This is a genomic window from Microlunatus sp. YIM B11417 (assembly GCF_059617205.1).
This window is the reverse complement of the sequence record NZ_JCAMPJ010000001.1, coordinates 1611306-1631915: the sequence shown is the minus strand read 5'-3', so window position 1 is coordinate 1631915 and position 20610 is coordinate 1611306. Positions and strand designations below refer to the sequence as shown.

The window sequence follows — 20610 nt, the reverse complement described above, 5'->3', positions numbered from 1 at the left end:
GTGATCACACCCGCAGCTGCGCGGTCAGATTGCTGATCGCGACGACGAAATCCTGATCTTGACCGAGCGCATCGGCGAGCCGGGCGAGGACGCCCGCGTACTCCTTCTGCCGGGCCGGGCCGAACTCGGCGGCCGGGCCGGACAGGCTGACCGCGGCGAGCACGGAGCCGTCGATCTCGATCCCGACCGCGATGCAGCGCAGACCGGTGCTGCGCTCGTTGTCGTCGATGGCGTACCCGCGGGTGCGGACCTTCTTCAGCTCCCGCAGCAACTCCGGCAGTTCGGTGATCGTGGACGGCGTGAAGCCCTCCCAGGGCGCGGCCGGCAGCCGCCGGGACGCGGCCTCGTCGTCCAGCCCGGCGAGCAGCACCTTGCCCAGACCGGTGCAGTACAGATGATCACGAGAGCCCGGCGCGGCGTTGAACCGCAACGGCCGGTCAGGTTCCTCGACGCAGAGGTGCAGCACCTGATCGCCGTCCAGCACGCCGAGGTTGCAGGTGTGGCCGGTCTCGGCCGCGGCCTCGGCGAGGTAGTGCCCGGTGACGTCGGCGATGTCCAGGGACGCCCGGTAGGCCGACGCCAGGTGCTGCACCTTGTGGCCGAGCCGGAACGACGGCTGCTCGTCGATCCGCACCAGGTACTCCAGCTCGACCAGCACCGACAGCAGCCGGACCAGCGTGCTCTTGGGCAGCTTCGTGGTGCTGTTGAAGTCGCTCAGGGTGAGCGGCCGGTCGGCCGCGGCGAGCTGTTCCATCAGGCCGAGGCCCCGGGCCAGCGCGTTCGCGTGATAGTTCGCCGAGGCCGGACGGCTGTCGTCCAGGGCCGGCTGCTTGGCGGATGAGACGTTACGGGCCACGGCTCAGCCCTCCTGACGTTGAGAATCGACGGTCGTTCGCATGCTAGTGGCGGGATCGACGTTCTCCGGGAAGTGGCAGGCCGAAAGGTGCCCGTCCGCGGTCAGTTCGGCCAGCGGCGGCGGTGTCGTGGCGCACACGTCCTGCGCCTTCCAGCAGCGGGTCCGGAACCGGCAGCCGCTCGGCGGGTTGCTGACGCTCGGCACGTCGCCGGTCAGCCGGATCCGTTCCCGATCGTCGCGCCGGTCCGGGTCCGGGATCGGCACCGCCGACAACAGAGCCTTCGTGTACGGGTGCCGCGGCCGCTGGTAGAGCTGCTCCCGGCTGCCCTGCTCGACGATCATGCCGAGGTACATCACCGCGATCTGGTCGGACAGATGCCGTACCACGGAAAGGTTGTGCGAGATGAAGACGTAGGCCAGGCCGAGCCGCTGCTGCAGATCCTGCAGCTGGTTCACCACCTGCGCCTGTACCGAGACGTCGAGCGCGCTGACCGGCTCGTCCAAGATCAACACCTTGGGCTCCAGGGCGAGCGCCCGGGCCAGCCCGATCCGCTGCCGCTGACCGCCGGAGAACTCGTGCGGATAGCGGTACGCGTGCTCCGGGCGCAGCCCGACCAGCTCCAGCAGCTCGAGCACCCGGTTCCGGCCGCCGCTGCGGTACAAGCCCTGCACCCGCAGGGGCTCGGCGATGATCTCGGCGACGGTGAGCCGCGGCGACAGCGATGAGAACGGGTCCTGGAACATGATCTGGATGTCCCGCCGGCGGGCCCGCAGCCGGGCCGGCGGCAGCGCGGTCAGCTCGTCGGACTCCAGCCAGACCCGGCCCTCGGTCGGTTCGATCAACCGGGCCAGCAGCCGGCCGGTGGTGGACTTGCCGCAGCCGGACTCGCCGACCAGGCTGAGCGTCTTGCCCGCGGCGACGCCGAAGTCGAGCCCGTCGACGGCGCGGACGACGCCGACCTGCCGGCGCAGCACGCCCCGGCGGATCGGGAAGTGCTTGACCAGGCCCTCGACGCGCAACAGTTCGGTCACTCTTTCGGGGTCCCCGCGGCGCAATTCGGGGGAGCGCAGCGGAGGAGAATTGCGTCGTGGGGTGCTCATCGGGCCGCCTCCGTCGCCGTCACCGGCTCGTCCGGCTCTTCCGCCTCGACGACGGTCCGCACGAACACCTGCTCCGGCGTCCGCCCGATCAGGTCGTCAGTACGGAAGCACGCCGCGAGGTGGCCGTCGGCGACCTCGACCAGCCCCGGATCCTCGGTACGGCAGCGATCCACGGCCAGCGGGCAGCGCGGGTGGAACGGGCAGTTGGTGATCGGCTGGCTGACGTCCGGCGGACTGCCCGGGATCGGGTGCAGCCGGGTGAGCTCGGAGTCCAACGTCGGCAGGCTCGCCAGCAACCCCATCGTGTACGGATGCCGCGGCTGCCGGAACAGCTCCCGGACGCCGGCCGACTCGACGATCCGGCCCGCGTACATGACGATCACCCGATCGGCCAGCTCGGCCACCACGCCCAGGTCGTGCGTGATCAGGATCGCGGCGGCGCCGGTCTCCCGCTGCGCCTTCCGGAGTTGATCAAGCACCTGGGCCTGGATGGTCACGTCCAGCGCCGTGGTCGGTTCGTCGGCGATGATCAGGTCCGGGTCGTTGGCGATCGCCATCGCGATCATGGCCCGCTGCCGCATCCCGCCGGAGAACTCGTGCGGGTACTGGCGCAGCCGCTGGTCCGGATTGGCCACCCCGACCGACTCGAGCAGACCGATGCAGCGCTCCCGTACCGCCGCCTTGTCGAGCACGCCCCGACCTGCCTTGCCGGTGTGCAGCCGGATCGCCTCGGACAGCTGCGCGCCGATCGTCATCACCGGGTTCAGCGCCGTCATCGGGTCCTGGAAGATCATCCCGACCCGGCCGCCGCGGACGGCCTGCATCCGCTGCTCGGACGCGCTGGTCAGTTCCTCGCCGTCCAGCGCGATCGATCCGGCCACCTTGGCCTTGCGGTCCAGCAGGCCGATCACCGACAGTGCCGTGACGCTCTTGCCGGAGCCGGACTCGCCGACGATGGCCAGCAGCTCGCCGGCCCTGACCTGGAAGGAGATCCCGTCGACCGCGTACACGGTGCCGTCCTCGGTCCGGAACTCGACGGCGAGGTCGGTGACGTTCAGCAGTTCGGCCGTCATCGTCCGCCCTGCTTCGGATCCAGGGCGTCCCGCAGACCGTCGCCGATGAAGTTGACCCCGAGCACGGTGACCGCGACCGCGAGGCCGGGCGGCAGCCACAGCCAGGGCTGGTTGCGGATCACGGTCAGCGACTGCGCCTCGTTCAGCATGTTGCCCCAGCTCGCGGTCGGCGGCTGGATGCCGAGGCCGAGGAACGACAGCGTCGCCTCCAGCCCGATCGAACCGGCCACGGAGAGCGTGCCGGCCACCACGACCGGTGGCAGCACCGCGGGCAGGATGTGCCGGGTGATCACCCACCACGGGTGCGCACCGGTGGCCCGGGAGGCCAGGATGTATTCGTTCTCCCGCACCGAGAGGGCGCTGCCCCGGACCAGCCGGCCGCAGATCGGCCATTGGAAGACGCCGATCGCGATGATCATGGTCACCACGCTCGGGCCGAGGATGCCGGCCAGCACGATCATCACCACCAGCGACGGGAAGGACAGGAAGATGTCGGCCAGCCGCATGATCAACCCGTCCACCCAGCCGCCGAACATGCCGGCCAGGCTGCCCAGCACGATGCCGAGCACCACCGCCAGCGCGGCGGACGCGAGCCCGACGCCGAGCGAGACCCGGCCGGCGTGCAGCAACCGGGCGAAGACGTCCCGTCCCGTCGCGTCGGTGCCGAGCCAGTGCTCGGCGCTCGGCTTGGCCCGGATCGCCGACAGGTCGGTCGCGTTCGGCTGATGCTGCGCGATCACGTCGGCGAACAGCACCGCGATGATGATCAGGGCCAGCACGACCAGGCTGACCACGGCGGCGCGGTGCCGGAGGAACCGGCGCACGGCCATCCGGCCCGGCGACCGGTGGCCGCCGCGAGCGGGAGCGGTCGCGGCGGCGACGTCCGTGGCAAGAGGTGCGACGGTCATTGCAGCCTCACTCTCGGATCGACCACGGTGTAGAGGATGTCGGCCAGCAGGTTCGACGCCAGCACCATCACGGCGCCGACCAGCGCGAACCCGATGATCACCGAGTAGTCGTTCTGGGCGACCGCGGTGACCGCGAGCCGGCCCATCCCCGGCCAGGCGAAGATCTGCTCGATCACCACCGCGCCTGCGACCAGGTGGGACAGGTCGGAGGCCAGGATCGTGATCACCGGGATCAGCGAGTTGCGCAGGCCGTGCAGGACGGCCAGCCGGGGCGAGGCGCCCTTGGCCCGCGCGGTCCGGACGTAGTCGGAGTCCAGTTCCGACAGCAGACTGGACCGGACGTAGCGCATCAGCCGGCCCGAGTTGCCGATGCCGAGGATCAACGCCGGCAGGACCAGGTGACGCAGCGTGTTGAGCAGCGTCGGGTCGGTCGGGTCGGTGATCCCGGACGACGGCAGGATCGGGAACTGCAGGGTGAACACGAAGATCGCGACCAGGGCGATGAAGAAGACCGGGAACGCCACGATGCCGAGGCTGAAGAACGTCGCGATGTAGTCGACGAACGTGTTCCGCCGGACCGCCGCGACGATGCCCAGCGGGAACGCGATCAGGATCGAGCAGATCATCCCGACGCCCATCAGCTCGATCGTCGGGCCGAGACGTTCCAGCAGCAGGTCGGTGACCGGCCTGCCGTTGACCATCGAGTAGCCGAGGTCGCCGGTCAGCGCGTTGCCGGCCCAGCGGAGGTACTGCAGCACCACCGGCTGGTCCAGGCCCAACTCGGCTCGGCGGGCCGCGATGTAGTCCGCCGAGCCGGAGTTGAGCAGTTCCGGCGGGATCATCATCGCGATCGGGTCGCCCGGCGTCGCCCGGGTCAGCGCGAAGATCGCGACGCTGATCACCCAGAAGACTCCGAGATTGATCAGCAGGCGTCGAATCAGGTACGAGCCCACGCGTGTCCCATCACCGTGATGATCCCCCCACCAAGATCACTGGCCGCTGATCGACCAGCTGGCCGGATCCCAGAACTGGACCTCCTGCGAGCCCGGGGCCTGGAAGCCCTGCAGCCGCTTGTTCACGGCCCACAGCCCCATCGGGCTGTACAGCCAGAACAGGTCGGCCTTCTCGTTGGAGATCTTGGCGGCCTGCGCGTACAGCTCGTTGCGCTTGGCCTCGTCGACGGTGCCGTTGGCCTCCTTCATGATCTTGTCCAGCGCCGGATCACAGAAGTAGTTGATGTTGCCGCCGTTGGGGTACCACTTGTCGCAGGAGGTGATCACCGAGACGTTGTCGGAGCTGATCGCGTAGTTGCCGCCGCCGTAGAGGACCATGTCGAAGTCCTTGTCGGAGTAGATCTTGGTGATCTCGGACGGCTGCACCTGGCGCAGCTTGACGTTGACCCCGACCTCCTTGAGCTGGCTCTGCACGATCGTCGCGCTGGCGTCCCGGTCCCGCTGACCCGGCACCCACATCAGGTCGATCTCCTTGCCGGAGTCCCAACCGGCGTCGGCCAGCAACTGCTTCGCCTTCGCCGGATCGTAGGCGTACTCGTTGAGATCCTTCGGCGCCCGCGGGCCGTAGAAGTCGGAGTTCTGCACCCCGGCCTTGCCGAGCAGCACCTTCTGCACCAGGTCGGCTCGGTTCACCGCGTAGAGGAACGCCTGCCGGACCCGCTCGTCCTTGAAGTAGTCCCGGGACTGGTTCAGCCCGAGCCGGACGAACCCGGCGCCGAGCTTCTCCTGCACCGCCACCTGGTCGAAGCCCTGGATCGTCTCCAGGTCCAGCGGCGAGACCGTCGCGACGTCGAGCTCGCCGTTGCCCAGCGCGGCGGTCGCCACGTCGGAGGTCATCGGCTTGAGGTAGACCTCGGAGAGCTTCGGCTTCGGGTTCGCGTTCTCGTTGGCCACCACGTGCACGTACTGGCTCGTCTTGTACTCGACGAACTTGAACGGGCCGCTGGTCACCGTGGGGTTGCGGAAGTACTCGTTGTCGTACAGCTCACCGATCGGGATGTCGCCGAGCACGTGCTTGGGCAAGATCAGGATCGGGCCGATCTGGGCCAGCAGGCCGAAGTTCGGCTCGGCCGTCTTGACCACGATCGTCTGGTCGTCGGGTGCGGTGATGCCGGAGACCGTGTCGGCCTTGCCGGCGGTCACGTCCTTCGCCCCGACGATGCTGCTGAACATGCTGGCCGCGGCGCTCTTCGCCTTCGGGTTCGCCACCGCGTTGTAGGTGAACAGCACGTCGGCCGAGGTCAGCGGTTCGCCGTCGTTCCACTTCAGGCCGGACTTCAGCTTGAACGTGAAGGTCTTGGCGTCCGGGCTGATCTCGTACGACTCGGCGAGGATCGGCTGCAGTTCGAAGTTCGGGTCGGCGCCGAGCAGGCCCTGGAAGATCAACGAGTTGACCTGACCGTCGGGACCGCTGGCCGGAGCCAGCGGGCCGAAGATGCCGGCCGGCTCCTGGTACAGATAGATGTTGACCGTGCCCCCGCCGGCAGCGGTTCCACTGCCCGTTCCCGGTGCCCCCGGCGTTTCGGTGGCCGGCCCGGTGCAGGCGGTGACGGCGAGGACCAGGGCAACGCAGAGGCCTAGCCCGAACCTGGTGAGTCTCTTCATCGGTTACCTCACTTCGGCGAGGTCCGGCTCTCCCCCGGACATCATGAAAATGTATTCCACGTACGGCGACACGGTCAAGCATCGCCCGGTGCACCCCGTGGTCCTGCGATTGAACCGACTCGGGCGCCTCAGCTATAGTCCCAGAAACGGAACGGTATGGAACACTATTCCACGTAACGACTCTGTTACTGGCGAAGGTGAGGTCTCGATGATCCGGCAGCCATCCGACGTACCGCGGGGACGTGCGTTGGCCGACGCCGCGGCCAGGGTCATTCCCGGCGGGGTGAACTCGGCCACGCGCTACATCGGGGAACCGTACGCTTTCGCGTCGGCCTCCGGTGCGTACGTGACCGATCTCGACGGCAACGACTATCTCGACTACCACGCGGCGTTCGGGGCGATCCTGCTCGGCCACAACGTGGAGTCGGTGAACCGGGCGATCCGCGACGCGGTCGGTGGTCTGGATCTCTCCGGTCTCGGCGTCACCGAACTGGAGGTGGCCCTGGCCGAGCGGATCTGTTCGATCATCCCGAGTGCCGAGAGCATGATCGCGACGGTCAGCGGCTCGGAGGCGACCGCGCAGGCGATCCGGCTCGCCCGCGCCGCGACCGGCCGGCGCAAGATCATCAAGTTCCAGGGCGGCTTCCACGGCTGGCACGACCCGGTGGCCCGGAACGTGATCTCGACGCCCGAGAAGGCGTACGGCATGGACCCACTGTCCGCCGGCATCCTGCCGGAGGCCCTGGACTCGACCCTGATCGCCGAGTTCAACGATCTCGGTTCGGTGAAGTCGCTGCTCGGCGAGCACGACGGCGAGGTCGCCGGGATCATCCTGGAACCCATCCCGCACAACGTCGGCGCCCTGGTGCCGACGGACGAGTTCGTCCAGGGCCTGCGCGAGCTGTGCACCGCGACCGGCACCGTGTTGATCTTCGACGAGGTGATCACCGGCTTCCGGCACGCGCTGGGCGGCTACCAGCAGCTCTGCGGCGTGACGCCGGACCTGACCACGTTCGGCAAGGGGATGGCGAACGGCTACCCGGTCGGCGGGCTGGCCGGCCGGCGAGACCTGATGGAGCACTTCAACGGCCGCGGCGGCGACGTGCTGCTGGCCGGCACGTTCAACGGCAACCCGCTCGGCTGTGTCGCCGCATTGGCCACCCTGGACCATCTCGCGGAGCATCCGGACTTCTACACCCGGACCCGGGACTTCGGTGATCAACTCCGGGCCGGGCTGACCCGCATCGTCGAGGAGCTCGAACTGCCCGCGCACGCGGCCGGCTTCGGCGGCGTGTTCAACCTGTACTTCACGCCGGAGCGCCCGGCCGGCTACCGCGACCTGCTGGCCAACGATCACCAGGCCTACGTCGACTTCCATCGCGCCATGATCAACCGCGGCGTCCTGATGCTGCCGCTGTCATTGAAGCGCAACCACGTCTCCGGCGCCCACACCCAGGCCGACATCGACCAGACCCTGGAGGCGGCCGAGTCGGCGCTGACCGAACTGGCCAAGTCCCGCTAGCCGCAACGCGTCAGCTGCGCATCAGCTTCCCGGGCACGCTGGAGAACTCCTCCATCCCGGGCCGGAACGGGAAGCGCTGCTTCAGGTCCTCGGTGAGCCTGACCCCGAGGCCGGGCTGGTCCGGCCGGCACACCTGCCCGTCGACCAGTTCGAGTGCGTCGCCCCACAGCTCGGTGTGCAGCGGTCCCGCGGCCGGCGGCAGCTCGACGATCGCGGTGTTCGGTACGGCGAAGGCGGCGTGCACGTTCTGCAGCACGGCCGCACCACCGCCCCAGGCATGCGGCGCGACCGAGCGGCCGAGTTCGTGCTGGTGCCGGGCGACCCGGACGAAGTCGATCATGCCGAGCCAGGCCGCGTCCGGCTGGGCGACGGCGAACGCCTCCCGCTGCAGGAACGGCAGGAACTCGGCGTAGCTGGACAGCTGCTCGCCGCCGGCGACCGGCACGGCGGACCGTCGGCCCAGTTCCGCGTACCCGTCGAGATCGTGGTACGCCAGCGGCTCCTCGAAGAAGACCGGCCGATAGGGCGCGATCGCGTCCAGGACCATGATCGCGGTCTCCGCGTCCCAGCGGTCCGGGCCCTCCCGATGCCCCATGTGGCCGTCCAACAGGATGCCGACCTCGCCGCCGACATGATCACGGAGCAGGGCGAGTTTGGCCGCCTCCAGTTCGGCCGCGGCCGCCGGCGAACCGGCCGGAAGCTCCTCGCGGGTCACCGAGTCGAGGTAGCCGGAGGCCACCTTGAACGCCGTGAATCCCAGCCCCAGATAGAAATCGACCTTCTCGAGCAGCCGCTCCTCCGGCCACGGCGACGGGCCGCCGGTGGCATAGGCGGGCAGCCACTCGGGGGTGGCGGCGTCGGAGCCGAGCAACCGGTGCGCCGGGAGGTCGAGCAGCTTGCCCTGAAGATCGATCAGCGCCGCCTCGATCCCGGAGATCACGGCCGCACCGAGCCCGGTCCGGCCCCAGTACTGGCAGCAGGTGCGCAGCCGGCCGGTCAGCAGCCCGACGTCCAGGCTCTCGCCGTCGAACGGCTCGGCGTTGACCAGGATCGGCCGGACGTAGTCGACGATCAGCGGCACACTCTCCGGGAAGAAGTAGCCGGCGTAGGTCTCCCCCACCCCGACCACGCCGGCGCTCGTCACGATCTCGATCAACGCGACGCTGCGCGACTGCTTGAAGACGCTGAGCCAGGGATCGTCGGTGCACGGGCCGGTGAGCAGCACCGATCGGACCTCGGTGATCATCATCGCTCCATGATCGCAGCCGGGCGGCGAGAACGGCACCCTTGACATGGAATGGTGTTCTGCGTTGAATCCGTACCTGTGAAGATCATGACGATCTACGCCCATCCCGCCGACACGATCACCAACTGCGGCGGGACCCTGGCCCGGCACGCCGAGGCGGGCGACGAGGTGGTCGCGTTGATCCTGACCCATGGCGGCCGGATCCATCCGAACAAGTACGCCGAGGAGTGGCGCAAGGACGACCCGGACTCCGAGATCGTCCAGGCCGACACCGCGGCGATCATCGCGAACAAGAAGGCCGAGCTGGACCGGGCCGCCGGGATCATCGGCATCGCCCGGGTGCACACGCTCGACCACGACGACGAGATCGCCCGGGTGCACGAGGACCTGGTCGACCAGACCGCCGAGCTGATCGCCCGCGAGCGACCCGACGTGATCATCTGCGACTACCCGCTGAACGCCGCCCAGACCGCGAACACGCACACCGCGGCGACGATGACCGCACTGGCGGCGATCGGCCGCGCGGCACGGCTCCTGAAGAACCTGGACGGCTCCGCCGAGGTCAACGTGCGGCAGGTGTTCTTCACCTCCTACCCGGTCTTCACGGCCGACGCGCTCAGCCTGCACGGCTCCCGGAACGATCTCTACATCGACATCACGCCGGTGATCGCCAAGAAGGTGGCGGCGATGGACTGCTTCGCCTCCCAGGGCTACGACGGGCTGTTCGCCCGGAAACTGATCGAGTCCAACAACGGCGAGCACGGGCGGGTCGCCGGCGTGAACTTCGCCGAGGCATTCGTGCGCTGCTACAACGAGACCCGACCGTTGCTCCCGGTCACCGACGCGGCCCTGGCCGACGACCCGCTGACCCGGCACGTCGGCTATTCGCAGATCGATCTGAGAGCCGACTTCCCCGCCGGGTAACGGTTGGGTCACAAGATCGGAAGGACCCCGGCCGGACGGACGACAATAAGTCCGCTAACACCGCGAACCACTCACATCGGGGTCAGGGAGTGCCAGTCGAACCGCGGCCGTTGTCCGCCGCAACGATCAGTTCCTTGCGCCACACGGCGCAGTCCGGCGGCCCGGCGGCGCTTCGGGCCAAGATCATCCTGCTGGCCCATCAGGGCCGGTCCGACGTCGCCATCGCCGCGGAACTCGGGATCGCCCGGCAGACCGTGGCCCGCTGGCGACGCCGGTTCGAGACGGTTCAGGACAGCGTGGCCGGCGACGGGGTGGAGGGGCTCGCGGACGCACCCCGGTCCGGACGCCCGCCCGCGCCGGAGATCCCGATCCTGCTGGCCACCGCGACCCCGCCGACCACGGGCCACTGGTCCGCCGCCGGGCTCGCCGGCCGGCTCGGGCTGAGCGCGGCGACCGTACGCCGGGTGTGGCGGCGCTGGGGCGTCGTCGTCCGGCCGGACCGGCTCCGGTCCGAGGCCGGGGTGCTGGCCGGCGAGATCGCGGGGTTCGGCGGGCTCTATCTGAACGGCGGCGACGGCGCGTTCGCGTACTGGCTGCGAACGGGCGACCCGACGGACGCCCCGCCCCCGGCCGCGACCTTCGACGATCTGTTCTCCGTGCTCGACGCCCAGGACGCGAAGGACGAGTGCTTCCCGGAACGGCGCGACCTCGAGTTCGAACAGTTCCTTGATCAACTCCAGCCGAGCCGGCCGGACGGCGCCGTGCTGCGGGTGGTGGTCTCCGGTCCGGATCTGACCGACAGCGACGTGATCACGGACTGGCTCGGCCGCACCGACGCTCGCCTCGGCCCGCCGCCGCCCTCGATCGAGTGGGCGACCTTCCTGGCTGCGGTCATCGCCGCCGTGCTCGGTCCCGGGCCAGGTCCGGCGACCGGGATCCGGATCGCCGAGCGGGTCGAACGACTCCGCCGGTCGACGCCCGACGATCGGGAGCCGATCCGCTGGATCCCTTGATGTGACAGGAGTTTTCGGCGCACGCAGACCTTCGGAGCGCCCGCGGAGCCGTTGCCCTCGCCTCGGCAGCGTTCTACTGTGTGAGTCACCTGTTCTGCTGTACGGGCCACGAGCCCGGGGAGGCTGATCATGAAACATCGCTTGGCGATCATCGGTTGCGGCGGCATGGAGGGCACCCATGCGAGCGGGATGGACCTGCTCGCCGACCGCCTCGACATCGTCGCCACCGTCGATCCCGTCCTCGAGCGCGCCGAGGCCGCCGCGGCCCGGTTCCCCGGCGCGCGCGCCGCCGCCAAGCACACGGAGGTGCTGGACGACATCGACGCGGCCCTGGTGGTCACGCCGCACCACACCCACTACGAGATCGGCTCCGACCTGCTGGCCGCCGGCAAGCACGTCCTGATGGAGAAGCCGCTGGCCCTCTCCGAGTCCGAATGCCTCGACCTGATCGAGCACGCCGAACGGGTCGACCGGACGCTGATGGTCGCCTACCCGATGCGTTACCACCCGCTGGTCGTCGAGCTGAAGCGGCTGCTCGACGCCAACCAGATCGGTGAGGTGTTCCAGATCTCCATCTGGACCGAACAACGCACCCAGTACGCCGACGGCCACTGGGCCCACTCGGCCGCGACGCTCGGCGGCGGCCAGCTGTTCTCGCACGGCTGCCACTACATCGACCTGCTGCTCTGGTTCCTCGGTGACCCGGTCAGCGGCACCCACGTCGGCACCCGGCGCGGCACCCCGTGGCTGGAGGGCGAGGGCACCAGCAACGTCTCGCTCGAGTTCGCGAACGGAGCCCTCGGCTACCACTTCGGCACCTGGGGCGCCCGCGGCACCAAGCTCGGCTACAGCATCCACGCCCACGGCACCGAGGCGATGCTCGAGGCGGATCTCCGGGCCGGGAAGTTGCGGATCTACACCCGCTCCGGGGTCAAGACGCTGAGCCGGACCGATCAGCACCGCAAGTACGTCGACCGGGAGCTGGGCCAGTTCCTCGACTGTGTGGAGGGCAGGACGCCGGTGCCGACCGACGGACCGACGTCGCTGCAGGGCCTGCGGGTGATCTGGCGGCTCTACCAGGCCGAACGCGAGCGGGTCGTCGCCGACCTGACCGGGCTCGGGTTCGGCGACCCGTGGCGGACGCCCGGACTGGACCGGCTGCCGGCACCGACCGGCCGATGATCATCAGCGGACGATGACCAGCAGCGGGCTGCGCGCCGGCGCGGCGACGGCCGACATCACGCCGCCGGTCGGCATCCAGCTGGCCGGCAGCTTCGAGCCGCGGACCTCCGTCCGGGTGGAGCGTCCGCTGAAGATCAGGGTGCTCGCCCTGGCCCAGGGCGACACCGTGCTGTTGTTGATCAGCTGCGACCTGCTGCTGTTCCGGCGCGGCGATCTGGTCGACGAGGCCAAACGGCTGATCATGGAACGGCACGCGGTGCCGGCCGACCGGGTGCTGATCTCGGCCACCCACACCCATTACGGCCCGGCGACGTTCGATCATGCCGGTTCCTGGGTCAATGATCAGGCCTACCTGGCCACCCTGCCGGGCAAGATCGCCGAGGCCGCGGCGGACGCCCTGGACCGGCTGGTCGGGGCCAGGATCGCCGCCGGCACCGGCACCGTGAGCGGGATCTGCTTCAACCGCCGCTACCGGCGGACCGACGGCTGCGTGGAGATGAATCCCGGGTACGGCCGCGACGACCTGGTCGGGCCGGCCGGGCCGGTGGACCCGACCGTCACCGCGCTGCTGGTCGAGGACCTGGCCGGGCGGCCGCTCGCGCTGTGGGCGAACCTCTCCTTGCACTACGTCGGCGTCGACGAGCCCGCCGCCATCTCCTCCGACTACTTCGGCGTCTTCGCCGAGCGGGTCGCCGCCCTGCTCGGCGACGACGTGGTCGGCATCCTGACCAACGGCGCCTCCGGCGACATCAACAACATCGACCTGGACCGGGTGGTCGAAGTCGACGGCACCCGGCGGTCGGTCCTGGTCGCCGACGCCGTGCTCGGCGCGGCGCTGACCGCGACGACCATGAGCCGGCGGGATCCGGCGCCGCGACTGTCCGCCCGGCTGGCGCCGGTCACCGCGCGACGGTGGCCGGTCAGCGAGGCCGACCTCGCGCTGGCCCGACGGATCACGGCCGGTGAGCCGCTGCCGGCCGGCTACAGCTATGTCGAGGGGATGCCGATCCCGGAGTCGCTGATTCCCTACTACACCAGAGAACTCGCTGAGCTGGCCGCGCTGCCGGAGCACCAGCAGAGCGTCGTCGGCGTGATCGGCATCGGTGACGTCGCCCTGGCCGCGCTGCCCGGCGAGATCTTCGTCGAGTTCGGCCTGGCGATCAAGACGGCGAGCCCGTTCCCGATCACCGCCGTGGTCGGGCTGGCCAATGATCATCTCGGTTACCTGCCGACCCGGGCGGCCTTCGCCGACGGCGGGTACGAGACTTGGCGGAGCAGCATCTCCTGGACCGCGCCGGGCACCGGTGAGGATCTGATCGCAGTGACAGCCGAGGAGCTGGACCGCCTCTGGAAGGGATGATGATCATGGAGACCTTCGACCGCCGGCGACTGCTCGCCGGAGCCGGCCTGGCGGCGCTCGCCGCACCGGCTCTCGCGGGCTGCACCGAGGCCGGCCCGACCGGCACCACCAGCGGCCGTGACAACGCACCGGTGCCGCCGCCGACCTACCGGAAGTACGACGGCGTGAAGCCGGACCTGCCGGGCACCCCGGAGGGTGTACCGGACGGCTTCCTGACCTATCCACGCCCGGCGCCCGAAGCCGTACCGGAGAAGCCGGCGGCCGGCGGCACCGTCACGGCCATGATCAGCATCTCGGTCCAGGCACCCACCCCGATGGCCAACAACCGTTGGTGGCAAGGGCTGAACGAGCGGCTCGGCTGCGAACTGCAGGTGGACATGACGCCGAGCGCCGACTACGACGCCAGGCTGTCCACCGCCCTGGCCGGCAACGAACTGCCCGACCTGGTCCGGCTGAGCCCCGCCTACCCGCGGCTCCCCGACGTGCTGGAGGCGAAGTTCACCGACCTCACCCCTTACCTGTCCGGCGACGCCGGACTGGACTACCCCTTCCTCGCCGCGCTGCCTCCGGCCACCTGGCAGAACACGGTCTTCAAGGGCCGGATCTTCACCATTCCGCCCCAGAACATCGTCGGCACGCCGACTTGGATCACCCGCAACGAGGTGATCGAGAAGCTCGGGCTGAACCCGCAGCCGAAGGACGTCACGGAGGTCGAGGAGCTGGCCCGCGGCGTGACCGACGCCGCCGCCAACCGGTACGCCTTCGGCAACGCCGAGCAGGTGCTGCACCACTTCGGTTGCGCCATGTTCGAGGCGCCGAACAACTGGTCCGAGCAGGACGGAGCGTTCCGGCTGATGCACGAGACCGACGAGTACCACGCAGCGCTGGACTGGACGATCAAGCAGTGGCAGGCCGGCGTCATCCATCCCGACGCGTTCGGCAAGATCAACGCGCCGCAGCTCTACCAGTCCGGCAACGTCGTGTTCTTCGCCTGGGGCGGGGTCGGCTACAGCGGTGTGCTGCGGCAGAACCTGCCGGGGATGGACATGGGCTTCCTGGCGGCGCCATTGGCCGAGGGCGGCGGAGTCGCCCCGAAGCGCCTCGGGCCGGGGATCAGCGGCCTCTGCGGGATCTCCAAGCAGGACTCCGAGGACCGGGTCCGGGAACTGCTCCGGGTGCTGGACTGGCTGGCGACACCGTTCGGCACCGCCGAGTACCTCTTCCGCCAGTACGGCGAGGAGGGGACGCACTTCAGCTGGGACGAGAAGCTCGGTGCGCCGATCGGCAATCAGTTGATCGCCGCCGAGCAGCCGGGCGGCGAGTTCGCGTACATGTCGAGCGGGCCGTACGTGCTCTACAACCCGGGCTACATCGACAAGACGAAGGCGATGTACGCGGTGCAGAAGGAGACCATCCCGGTCGCGTACAAGGACCCGACGCTCGGGCTCTACTCGCCGACCAACGACCGCGAGGGCGCCCGGCTGCTGCTCGCCCTGAACGACGTCCGGGACAACGTGATCATGGGCCGGGCCACGCTGGCCGACTTCGACAAGGCGGTGGCGGACTGGCGGTCGCGTGGCGGGGACAAGATCAGGAGCGAGTACGAGACGGCACACCGGGAACGGGCCGGCGGCTGACATGGCGCAACCACGTCTGTGGGTCGGGGCGGCCCAGACCGACCTCACCCCGCCGCTCGGCACCGAGCTGGCCGGACTGTTCGAGACCCGTACCGCCTCCGACGTCGAGAGCCCCCTGCTGGCCAAGGCGATCGCCGTCCAGAGCGACGGCGCGCCGGTGGTGTTGATCACCTGCGACCTGATCTACCTGCCGGCCACACTGACCGACCTGGCAAAGTCGATCATCGCCGAACGGACCGGTGTCCCACCCGACCGGATCGTGATCTCCTGCACGCACACGCACACCGGACCCGCCACGATCCGGACCGAGACCGGCGCCGCCGTCGACCCGCACTACCTCGACGAACTCCCCGGCCGGATCGCCGAGTCGGCGATCCTGGCCTGCGCCGGACTGCGGCCCGCCACGATCGCGGTCGGCTCGGCGACAGTCGACGGGATCTGCTTCAACCGTCGTTACCTGACCGACGACGGGTACGCGATCACGCACTGGGGCGACCGGCCCGGCGAGCCACGGCCGGCCGGCCCGACCGACCCGGCCGTGACCGCGCTGCTGGCCGAGGACGCCGACGGCCGGCCGATCGCACTCTGGGCCAACCTCTCCCTGCACTACGTGGGCATCGACGACCAGACCATGATCAGTTCCGACTACTACGGCAGGTTCGCCGAGGCGGTCCGGGCCCAGCTCGGCGACGACGTGATCGCGGTGCTCTGCAACGGTGCGTCGGGCGACATCAACAACGTGGACCCGGAGCGTCGGGTCCCGATCACCGGTACCCGGCGGGCGATCCTGGTCGCGCGGGCCGTCGCCGGCGCCGCCCTTGCCGCCACGGCGCTCGCCGAACGTTCGTCCGAGCTCACGGTGGACGCCAGGAGCCTGCCGTTCCTGGCCCATCGCTATCCGGTCACCGATAGTGATCGGGAACTGGCGGGCAGGATCATCGAGACCTTTCGACAGACTCAGGGCGCGGTAGCGGGGGCTGAGGTTCCGGCGGCGTGGTTCAGTTATGCGCAAGGGAATCCGGTGCCCGGACCGGTAGCGGAGCGGTTCGCCCGCAACCTGCTGGAGCTGGACCGGCTGCCGGCCGAGCGGCCGACGACGATCGGGTTGATCACGATCGGCGGGCTGGGGCTGGTCGCGCTGCCGGGCGAGGTGTTCGTCGAACACGGGCTGCGGCTCAAGGACCGCTCACGGCACCGGCTGACCGCGATCATCGGGCTCGCGGATGATCATCTCGGCTACCTGCCGACCCGGCGGGCCTTCACCCAGGGCGGGTACGAGACCTGGCGCAGCCCGACCTCGTGGACCAGGCCGGGCACCGGCGAGGACCTCGTCGAGACCGTACTGAAGGCGTGGGAGGACGCGTGACCGAACGACTGCAGGACCGGTTCGCCGAGTGCGGCACCGGCGTGGTGATCGAACCGGACGTCCAGATCGAGCATCCCGAGCTGTTCCGGGTCGGCGACCGGGTCCGGCTCGGCCGCGGCTTCTACAGCCAGGGCTCGACCGAGGTGATCATCGGTCCGGACAGCTCGTTCTTCCCGAACTGCTTCCTGCAGGGCAGCGGCCGGCTGGAGCTGGCCGCCGAGGTCGACTTCTATCCCGGCGGCTACCTCTCGGTCGGCGGCCCGGACGGCGTGATCAGCGTCGGCCGGAAGAGCCATTTCGCCGCCGGCTGCGCGCTCTACGGCGGTGGCGGGGTCCGGCTCGGGGCGTACTGCAACATCGCCGCGCACGTCGTGATCACCTCGGTGCAGCACGATCCGGCCCGGCACGATCAGCCGATGGCGCTGGCCCCCTCGACCTCGGCGCCGATCACGATCGCCGACGACGTCTGGCTGGGCGCGAACGCCACGGTGGTGCAGGGCGTCACCATCGCGACCGGCTGCATCCTCGGCGCCAACGGCGTGCTGACCCGCGACACCGAGCCGTACGGGATCTATGCCGGGGTGCCGGCCCGCCGGATCGCCGACCGCCGTCCCGCGAGTCGCTGATGACCGACCTGCTGATCACCGGCGGCACGGTCCTCGACGGCACCGGCGAACCGGCCCGGTCGCTGGACGTCCTGATCAAGGGCGACCGGATCGAGGCGCTGCTGCCACCCGGCACCCCGGTCGCCACGTCCCGCACACTCGACGCGACCGGGCTCGTCGTCACCCCCGGTTTCATCGACGTGCACACCCATTCCGATATCAGCGTGCTGCTGGACGGCCGTGCCGAGAGCAAGGTCCACCAGGGCGTCACCACCGAGGTGACCGGCAACTGCGGCTTCTCCCCGTACCCACTGACGACACCGCACCGTCATGATCAACTCGAGCTGCTGGCCGGCATCGGCGACGACCCGATCGACCCGGCCTGGACCGACCTGGACGGCTACGCGGAGGCCTTCGCCGAGCGGGGCGTCGCGATCAACGTCGCCCCGCTGGTCGGTCACGGCCAGCTCCGGATCGCCGCCGCCGGGATGGCCGAACGGGCCGACGCCGACCAGATCGGGACCCAGCAGCGGTTGCTGGCGGAACTGCTGGACCAGGGCGCCTTCGGTTTGTCGACCGGCCTGACCTACGTCCCGTCCGGCTTCGCCGACACCGCCGAACTGATCGAGCTCGGCCGGACCCTGGCGGCGGCCGGGGCGCTGTATGCCAGCCACGCGCGGCACGAGGGTGTCGAGTCGATCGAGGAGGCCGCCCTGCTCGGCCGCACCACCGGCGTCCGGGTGCAGTACTCGCATCTGGCGATCAACCACCCGGAGCGCTGGGGCCGGGCGGACGACCTGGTCGCGGTGTTCGACCGGCTCCGCGCCGGCGGTGTCGACCTGGCCTACGACGTGTATCCGTACGACGCGTCGGCCTCGGCCCTCACCCAGTACCTGCCGGCCTGGGTCCAGGCGGGCGGGGTCGCGGCCATGGCGGCACGGCTCGCCGATCCGGAGACCCGGCGGCGCGCATCCGCCGAGCTGGCCCGGGGCTGGGGCCGCGGCGTGCCCTGGCTGTGGGACCGGGTGATCCTGTCCCGGACCGACGGGCTGGGCGGCGCCCGGGAAGGCCTGACGGTCGCCGAGGCGGCCGTCGAACTGGGCGTCGCCGAGCCGGACCTGGTGCTGGAGTTGTGCCGGACCGGCGGCAACCGGGTGCAGGTGGTGCTGCGCTACCGGACCGAGGCCGACATGGTGACCTTCTTGCGCCAGCCGTACGCCCTGATCGGCTCCGACGGGTCCGCGCTGCCGTACCGGATCGATCGGCTGCCGCACCCGCGCGCCTACGGAGCCCACGCCCGGGTTCTCGGCCGCTACGTACGAGACCTCGGCGTGCTCGACCTCGCGCCGGCGATCCGGCGGATGACCGGCGACGCCGCGGACCGGATCGGCCTCACCGATCGCGGCCGGCTCCGGCCCGGCCTGGCCGCCGACGTCGTCGCGTTCGACCCGGCCACGGTGATCGACCGCGCGACGTTCCTGGATCCCGCGCAGCGACCGGACGGGATCCGGCACGTGCTGGTCAACGGGGCCCCGGTGATCACGGACGGCCGGCAGACCGCCTCCCGTCCCGGCCGGGTGTTGCGTCGCCCACGACGCTAGGCCAGCGAGTCCACCCAGCGCTCCAGGCGGCGGGCCTGCCGGGCCAGCAGGTCGGGCTCTCCGAACGCGCTGCTGATCAACGCGCTGCCCTGGAAGCAGGCGACCAGCTCGACGGCCAGCTCCCTGGCGTCCCGCCGTTGCAGGGAGCGGAACTGCTGCTCGGCCCAATCGAGCGGGATCCTCAGCAACGGCGCGGCCCTCGGGTCGGCCCCGTCCGGCCGCTTGGTCAGCTCCGAGCACAAGGTGCCGTAGCGACAGCCGTGCCGGGCGATGATGTCGCGCCGGCCGGCGAGCAGCCGGATCAGCGCCTTGAGCCGGGCCTTCGGGCTGTGGTGCCGGCGCTCCAACTCCGCCACGCCGGCGGCCAGGTGCTCCGCGTGCACGTCGAGGACGGCGGCGACGATGTCGTCCTTGGTCTTGAAGTAGTAGTAGACGTTGCCCACCGGTACGTCAGCCGACTGCGCGATGTCGGCCAGCGTCGTGCGCGCGACACCCTGACGGTGCAGCAGATCGCAAGCCGCGTCGACCAGCCGCTCGCGCTTGCCCGGCCGGGCGGCTGTCGACTCTTGATCAACATCGACTGAGTCAGTCATCTCGCTCACAGCATAGACCTCGGCGCCGGGTGCCGCTAGGTTAGTCAGACAACTAACTCAAGGAGGAGCTGCACGATGGCGAGCAAGGAATGGACCACACTTCGCGACACCTACCAGGCCTGCGCCCCGAAGACGGTGGCCGGCATCATGGCCCGGCTCCGGGCGACCCATCCGGACCTCGACCTGGCCGGGCTCGAGGGCACCGCCGGCCTGGCCGCGGAGCCGGTCGACGTGACGTACCAGGAGGTCGTCGCCGGCGGCACGGCCGCGATCTGGGCCCGCCCGGTCGCGGGCTCCACCGACCGGGTGATCATCTACTTCCACGGCGGCGGCTTCGTCAGCGGCTCCAAGGACAGCCACCGCAAGGTCGGCGGTCACCTCGCGACGGCGGCCGGCTGCGCCGTACTGATCACCGACTACCGCCTGGCTCCCCTGCACCCGTACCCGGCGCAGCTCGACGACGCGCGGGCCTGCTACGACTGGCTGCTCGAGCAGGGCATCCAGCCGGCCCGGATCGGCCTCGCCGGCGAGTCCGCAGGCGGCAACCTCGCCACGGCCGCGGCGCTGTCCCTGCGCGACGACGGCCGTCCGCTGCCCGGCGCGATCGCCGCCTTCTCCCCCTGGTACGACCTCGAGGGCAACGGCGAGTCGTACGAGAGCAACGCCGGATTCGACCTCGCCATCTCCCGGGAGCTGGTGCACGGCTTCGGCCCGCTCTACCTCGGCGGGCGGCCGCCGACCGATCCGCTGGCCAACCCGCTGTACGCGGACCCGTCCGGCCTGCCGCCGATCCTGCTGACCTACGGCAGCCACGAGACGCTCAAGGACAGCATCGACCTGTTCGCGACCCGGGCCCGGCAGGCCGGGGTCGAGGTCGAACTGTGGGTCGGCGAGGAGATGCAGCACGCGTACCAGCTGATGGCCGGCCGCCTGCCCGAAGCCGACGCCGCGATCGCCGAGGCGGGCTCCTGGCTGCGCCACAAGCTCGGCGGCTGAACCGTGCGC

The 20610-nt window shown here is 70.2% G+C and carries 18 protein-coding genes; 10 read left to right on the top strand and 8 right to left on the bottom strand.

Annotated elements, in window-relative coordinates; translation table 11 throughout:
• Nucleotides 1–4: 4 nt before the first annotated feature.
• The 6 genes from AC6CCG_RS08135 to AC6CCG_RS08110 form a co-directional block, all read right to left on the bottom strand.
• Nucleotides 5–856: an IclR family transcriptional regulator gene (locus AC6CCG_RS08135; protein ID WP_496653986.1), complete on the bottom strand. Its 852-nt coding sequence runs from the start codon at nucleotides 854–856 to the stop codon at nucleotides 5–7.
• 3 nt (nucleotides 857–859) lie between these two features.
• Nucleotides 860–1888 (bottom strand): ABC transporter ATP-binding protein, encoded by a 1029-nt coding sequence (locus AC6CCG_RS08130; RefSeq protein ID WP_496653985.1) that lies wholly within the window; start codon nucleotides 1886–1888, stop codon nucleotides 860–862.
• A gap of 65 nt (nucleotides 1889–1953) precedes the next feature.
• Nucleotides 1954–3030 carry an ABC transporter ATP-binding protein gene (locus tag AC6CCG_RS08125; protein ID WP_496653984.1) on the bottom strand — a complete coding sequence of 359 codons (1077 nt, stop codon included), beginning with the start codon at nucleotides 3028–3030 and terminating at the stop codon, nucleotides 1954–1956.
• Entirely contained in the window at nucleotides 3027–3938 is a 912-nt protein-coding gene (gene opp4C / locus AC6CCG_RS08120) for an oligopeptide ABC transporter permease (protein WP_496653983.1), read from the bottom strand. Before opp4C ends, AC6CCG_RS08125 begins: the two co-directional genes overlap by 4 nt.
• Nucleotides 3935–4891 (bottom strand): ABC transporter permease, encoded by a 957-nt coding sequence (locus AC6CCG_RS08115; RefSeq protein WP_496653982.1) that lies wholly within the window; start codon nucleotides 4889–4891, stop codon nucleotides 3935–3937. Before AC6CCG_RS08115 ends, opp4C begins: the two co-directional genes overlap by 4 nt.
• Nucleotides 4892–4927: 36 nt before the next feature.
• A complete protein-coding gene (locus tag AC6CCG_RS08110) occupies nucleotides 4928–6556 on the bottom strand; it encodes an ABC transporter substrate-binding protein (protein WP_496653981.1) in 1629 nt (542 codons plus the stop codon).
• A gap of 208 nt (nucleotides 6557–6764) precedes the next feature.
• On the opposite strand from AC6CCG_RS08110, the gene AC6CCG_RS08105 reads away from it, so the two are divergent.
• On the top strand, nucleotides 6765–8078 hold the full coding sequence (locus AC6CCG_RS08105) for an aspartate aminotransferase family protein (RefSeq protein WP_496653980.1): 1314 nt from the start codon (nucleotides 6765–6767) through the stop codon (nucleotides 8076–8078).
• A 10-nt stretch (nucleotides 8079–8088) separates the two neighbouring features.
• On the opposite strand, the gene AC6CCG_RS08100 is transcribed toward AC6CCG_RS08105, so the two are convergent.
• Nucleotides 8089–9363, bottom strand: a complete 1275-nt coding sequence (locus AC6CCG_RS08100; RefSeq protein WP_496653979.1) for a mandelate racemase/muconate lactonizing enzyme family protein — start codon at nucleotides 9361–9363, stop codon at nucleotides 8089–8091.
• Nucleotides 9364–9411: 48 nt separating this feature from the next.
• Here AC6CCG_RS08100 and AC6CCG_RS08095 point away from each other — a divergent pair, with 48 nt between their 5' ends.
• The 8 genes from AC6CCG_RS08095 (at nucleotide 9412) to AC6CCG_RS08060 (ending at nucleotide 19012) form a co-directional block, all read left to right on the top strand.
• Nucleotides 9412–10248, top strand: coding sequence for a PIG-L deacetylase family protein (locus AC6CCG_RS08095; RefSeq protein ID WP_496654402.1), 837 nt, complete (start codon nucleotides 9412–9414; stop codon nucleotides 10246–10248).
• An 89-nt stretch (nucleotides 10249–10337) separates the two neighbouring features.
• Nucleotides 10338–11261 (top strand): helix-turn-helix domain-containing protein, encoded by a 924-nt coding sequence (locus tag AC6CCG_RS08090; protein ID WP_496653978.1) that lies wholly within the window; start codon nucleotides 10338–10340, stop codon nucleotides 11259–11261.
• A gap of 129 nt (nucleotides 11262–11390) precedes the next feature.
• On the top strand, nucleotides 11391–12443 hold the full coding sequence (locus AC6CCG_RS08085) for a Gfo/Idh/MocA family protein (protein ID WP_496653977.1): 1053 nt from the start codon (nucleotides 11391–11393) through the stop codon (nucleotides 12441–12443).
• A 13-nt stretch (nucleotides 12444–12456) separates the two neighbouring features.
• Nucleotides 12457–13803 (top strand): hypothetical protein, encoded by a 1347-nt coding sequence (locus AC6CCG_RS08080; RefSeq protein ID WP_496653976.1) that lies wholly within the window; start codon nucleotides 12457–12459, stop codon nucleotides 13801–13803.
• 5 nt (nucleotides 13804–13808) lie between these two features.
• A complete protein-coding gene (locus AC6CCG_RS08075) occupies nucleotides 13809–15440 on the top strand; it encodes a type 2 periplasmic-binding domain-containing protein (protein WP_496653975.1) in 1632 nt (543 codons plus the stop codon).
• 1 nt (nucleotide 15441) lies between these two features.
• The gene (locus AC6CCG_RS08070; RefSeq protein ID WP_496653974.1) at nucleotides 15442–16806 is read left to right on the top strand and encodes a hypothetical protein; all 1365 of its coding nucleotides are present in this window, start codon (nucleotides 15442–15444) and stop codon (nucleotides 16804–16806) included.
• On the top strand, nucleotides 16803–17432 hold the full coding sequence (locus AC6CCG_RS08065; RefSeq protein ID WP_496653973.1) for a DapH/DapD/GlmU-related protein: 630 nt from the start codon (nucleotides 16803–16805) through the stop codon (nucleotides 17430–17432). Before AC6CCG_RS08070 ends, AC6CCG_RS08065 begins: the two co-directional genes overlap by 4 nt.
• Nucleotides 17432–19012, top strand: coding sequence for an N-acyl-D-amino-acid deacylase family protein (locus tag AC6CCG_RS08060; RefSeq protein ID WP_496653972.1), 1581 nt, complete (start codon nucleotides 17432–17434; stop codon nucleotides 19010–19012). The genes AC6CCG_RS08065 and AC6CCG_RS08060 overlap by 1 nt, the downstream gene beginning before the upstream one ends.
• Here AC6CCG_RS08060 and AC6CCG_RS08055 read toward each other — a convergent pair.
• Nucleotides 19009–19605, bottom strand: a complete 597-nt coding sequence (locus tag AC6CCG_RS08055) for a TetR/AcrR family transcriptional regulator (RefSeq protein ID WP_496653971.1) — start codon at nucleotides 19603–19605, stop codon at nucleotides 19009–19011. The two genes, AC6CCG_RS08060 and AC6CCG_RS08055, sit on opposite strands and share 4 nt — an antisense overlap.
• A gap of 75 nt (nucleotides 19606–19680) precedes the next feature.
• Here AC6CCG_RS08055 and AC6CCG_RS08050 point away from each other — a divergent pair, with 75 nt between their 5' ends.
• Nucleotides 19681–20601, top strand: a complete 921-nt coding sequence (locus AC6CCG_RS08050; protein ID WP_496653970.1) for an alpha/beta hydrolase — start codon at nucleotides 19681–19683, stop codon at nucleotides 20599–20601.
• Nucleotides 20602–20610: the final 9 nt, after the last annotated feature.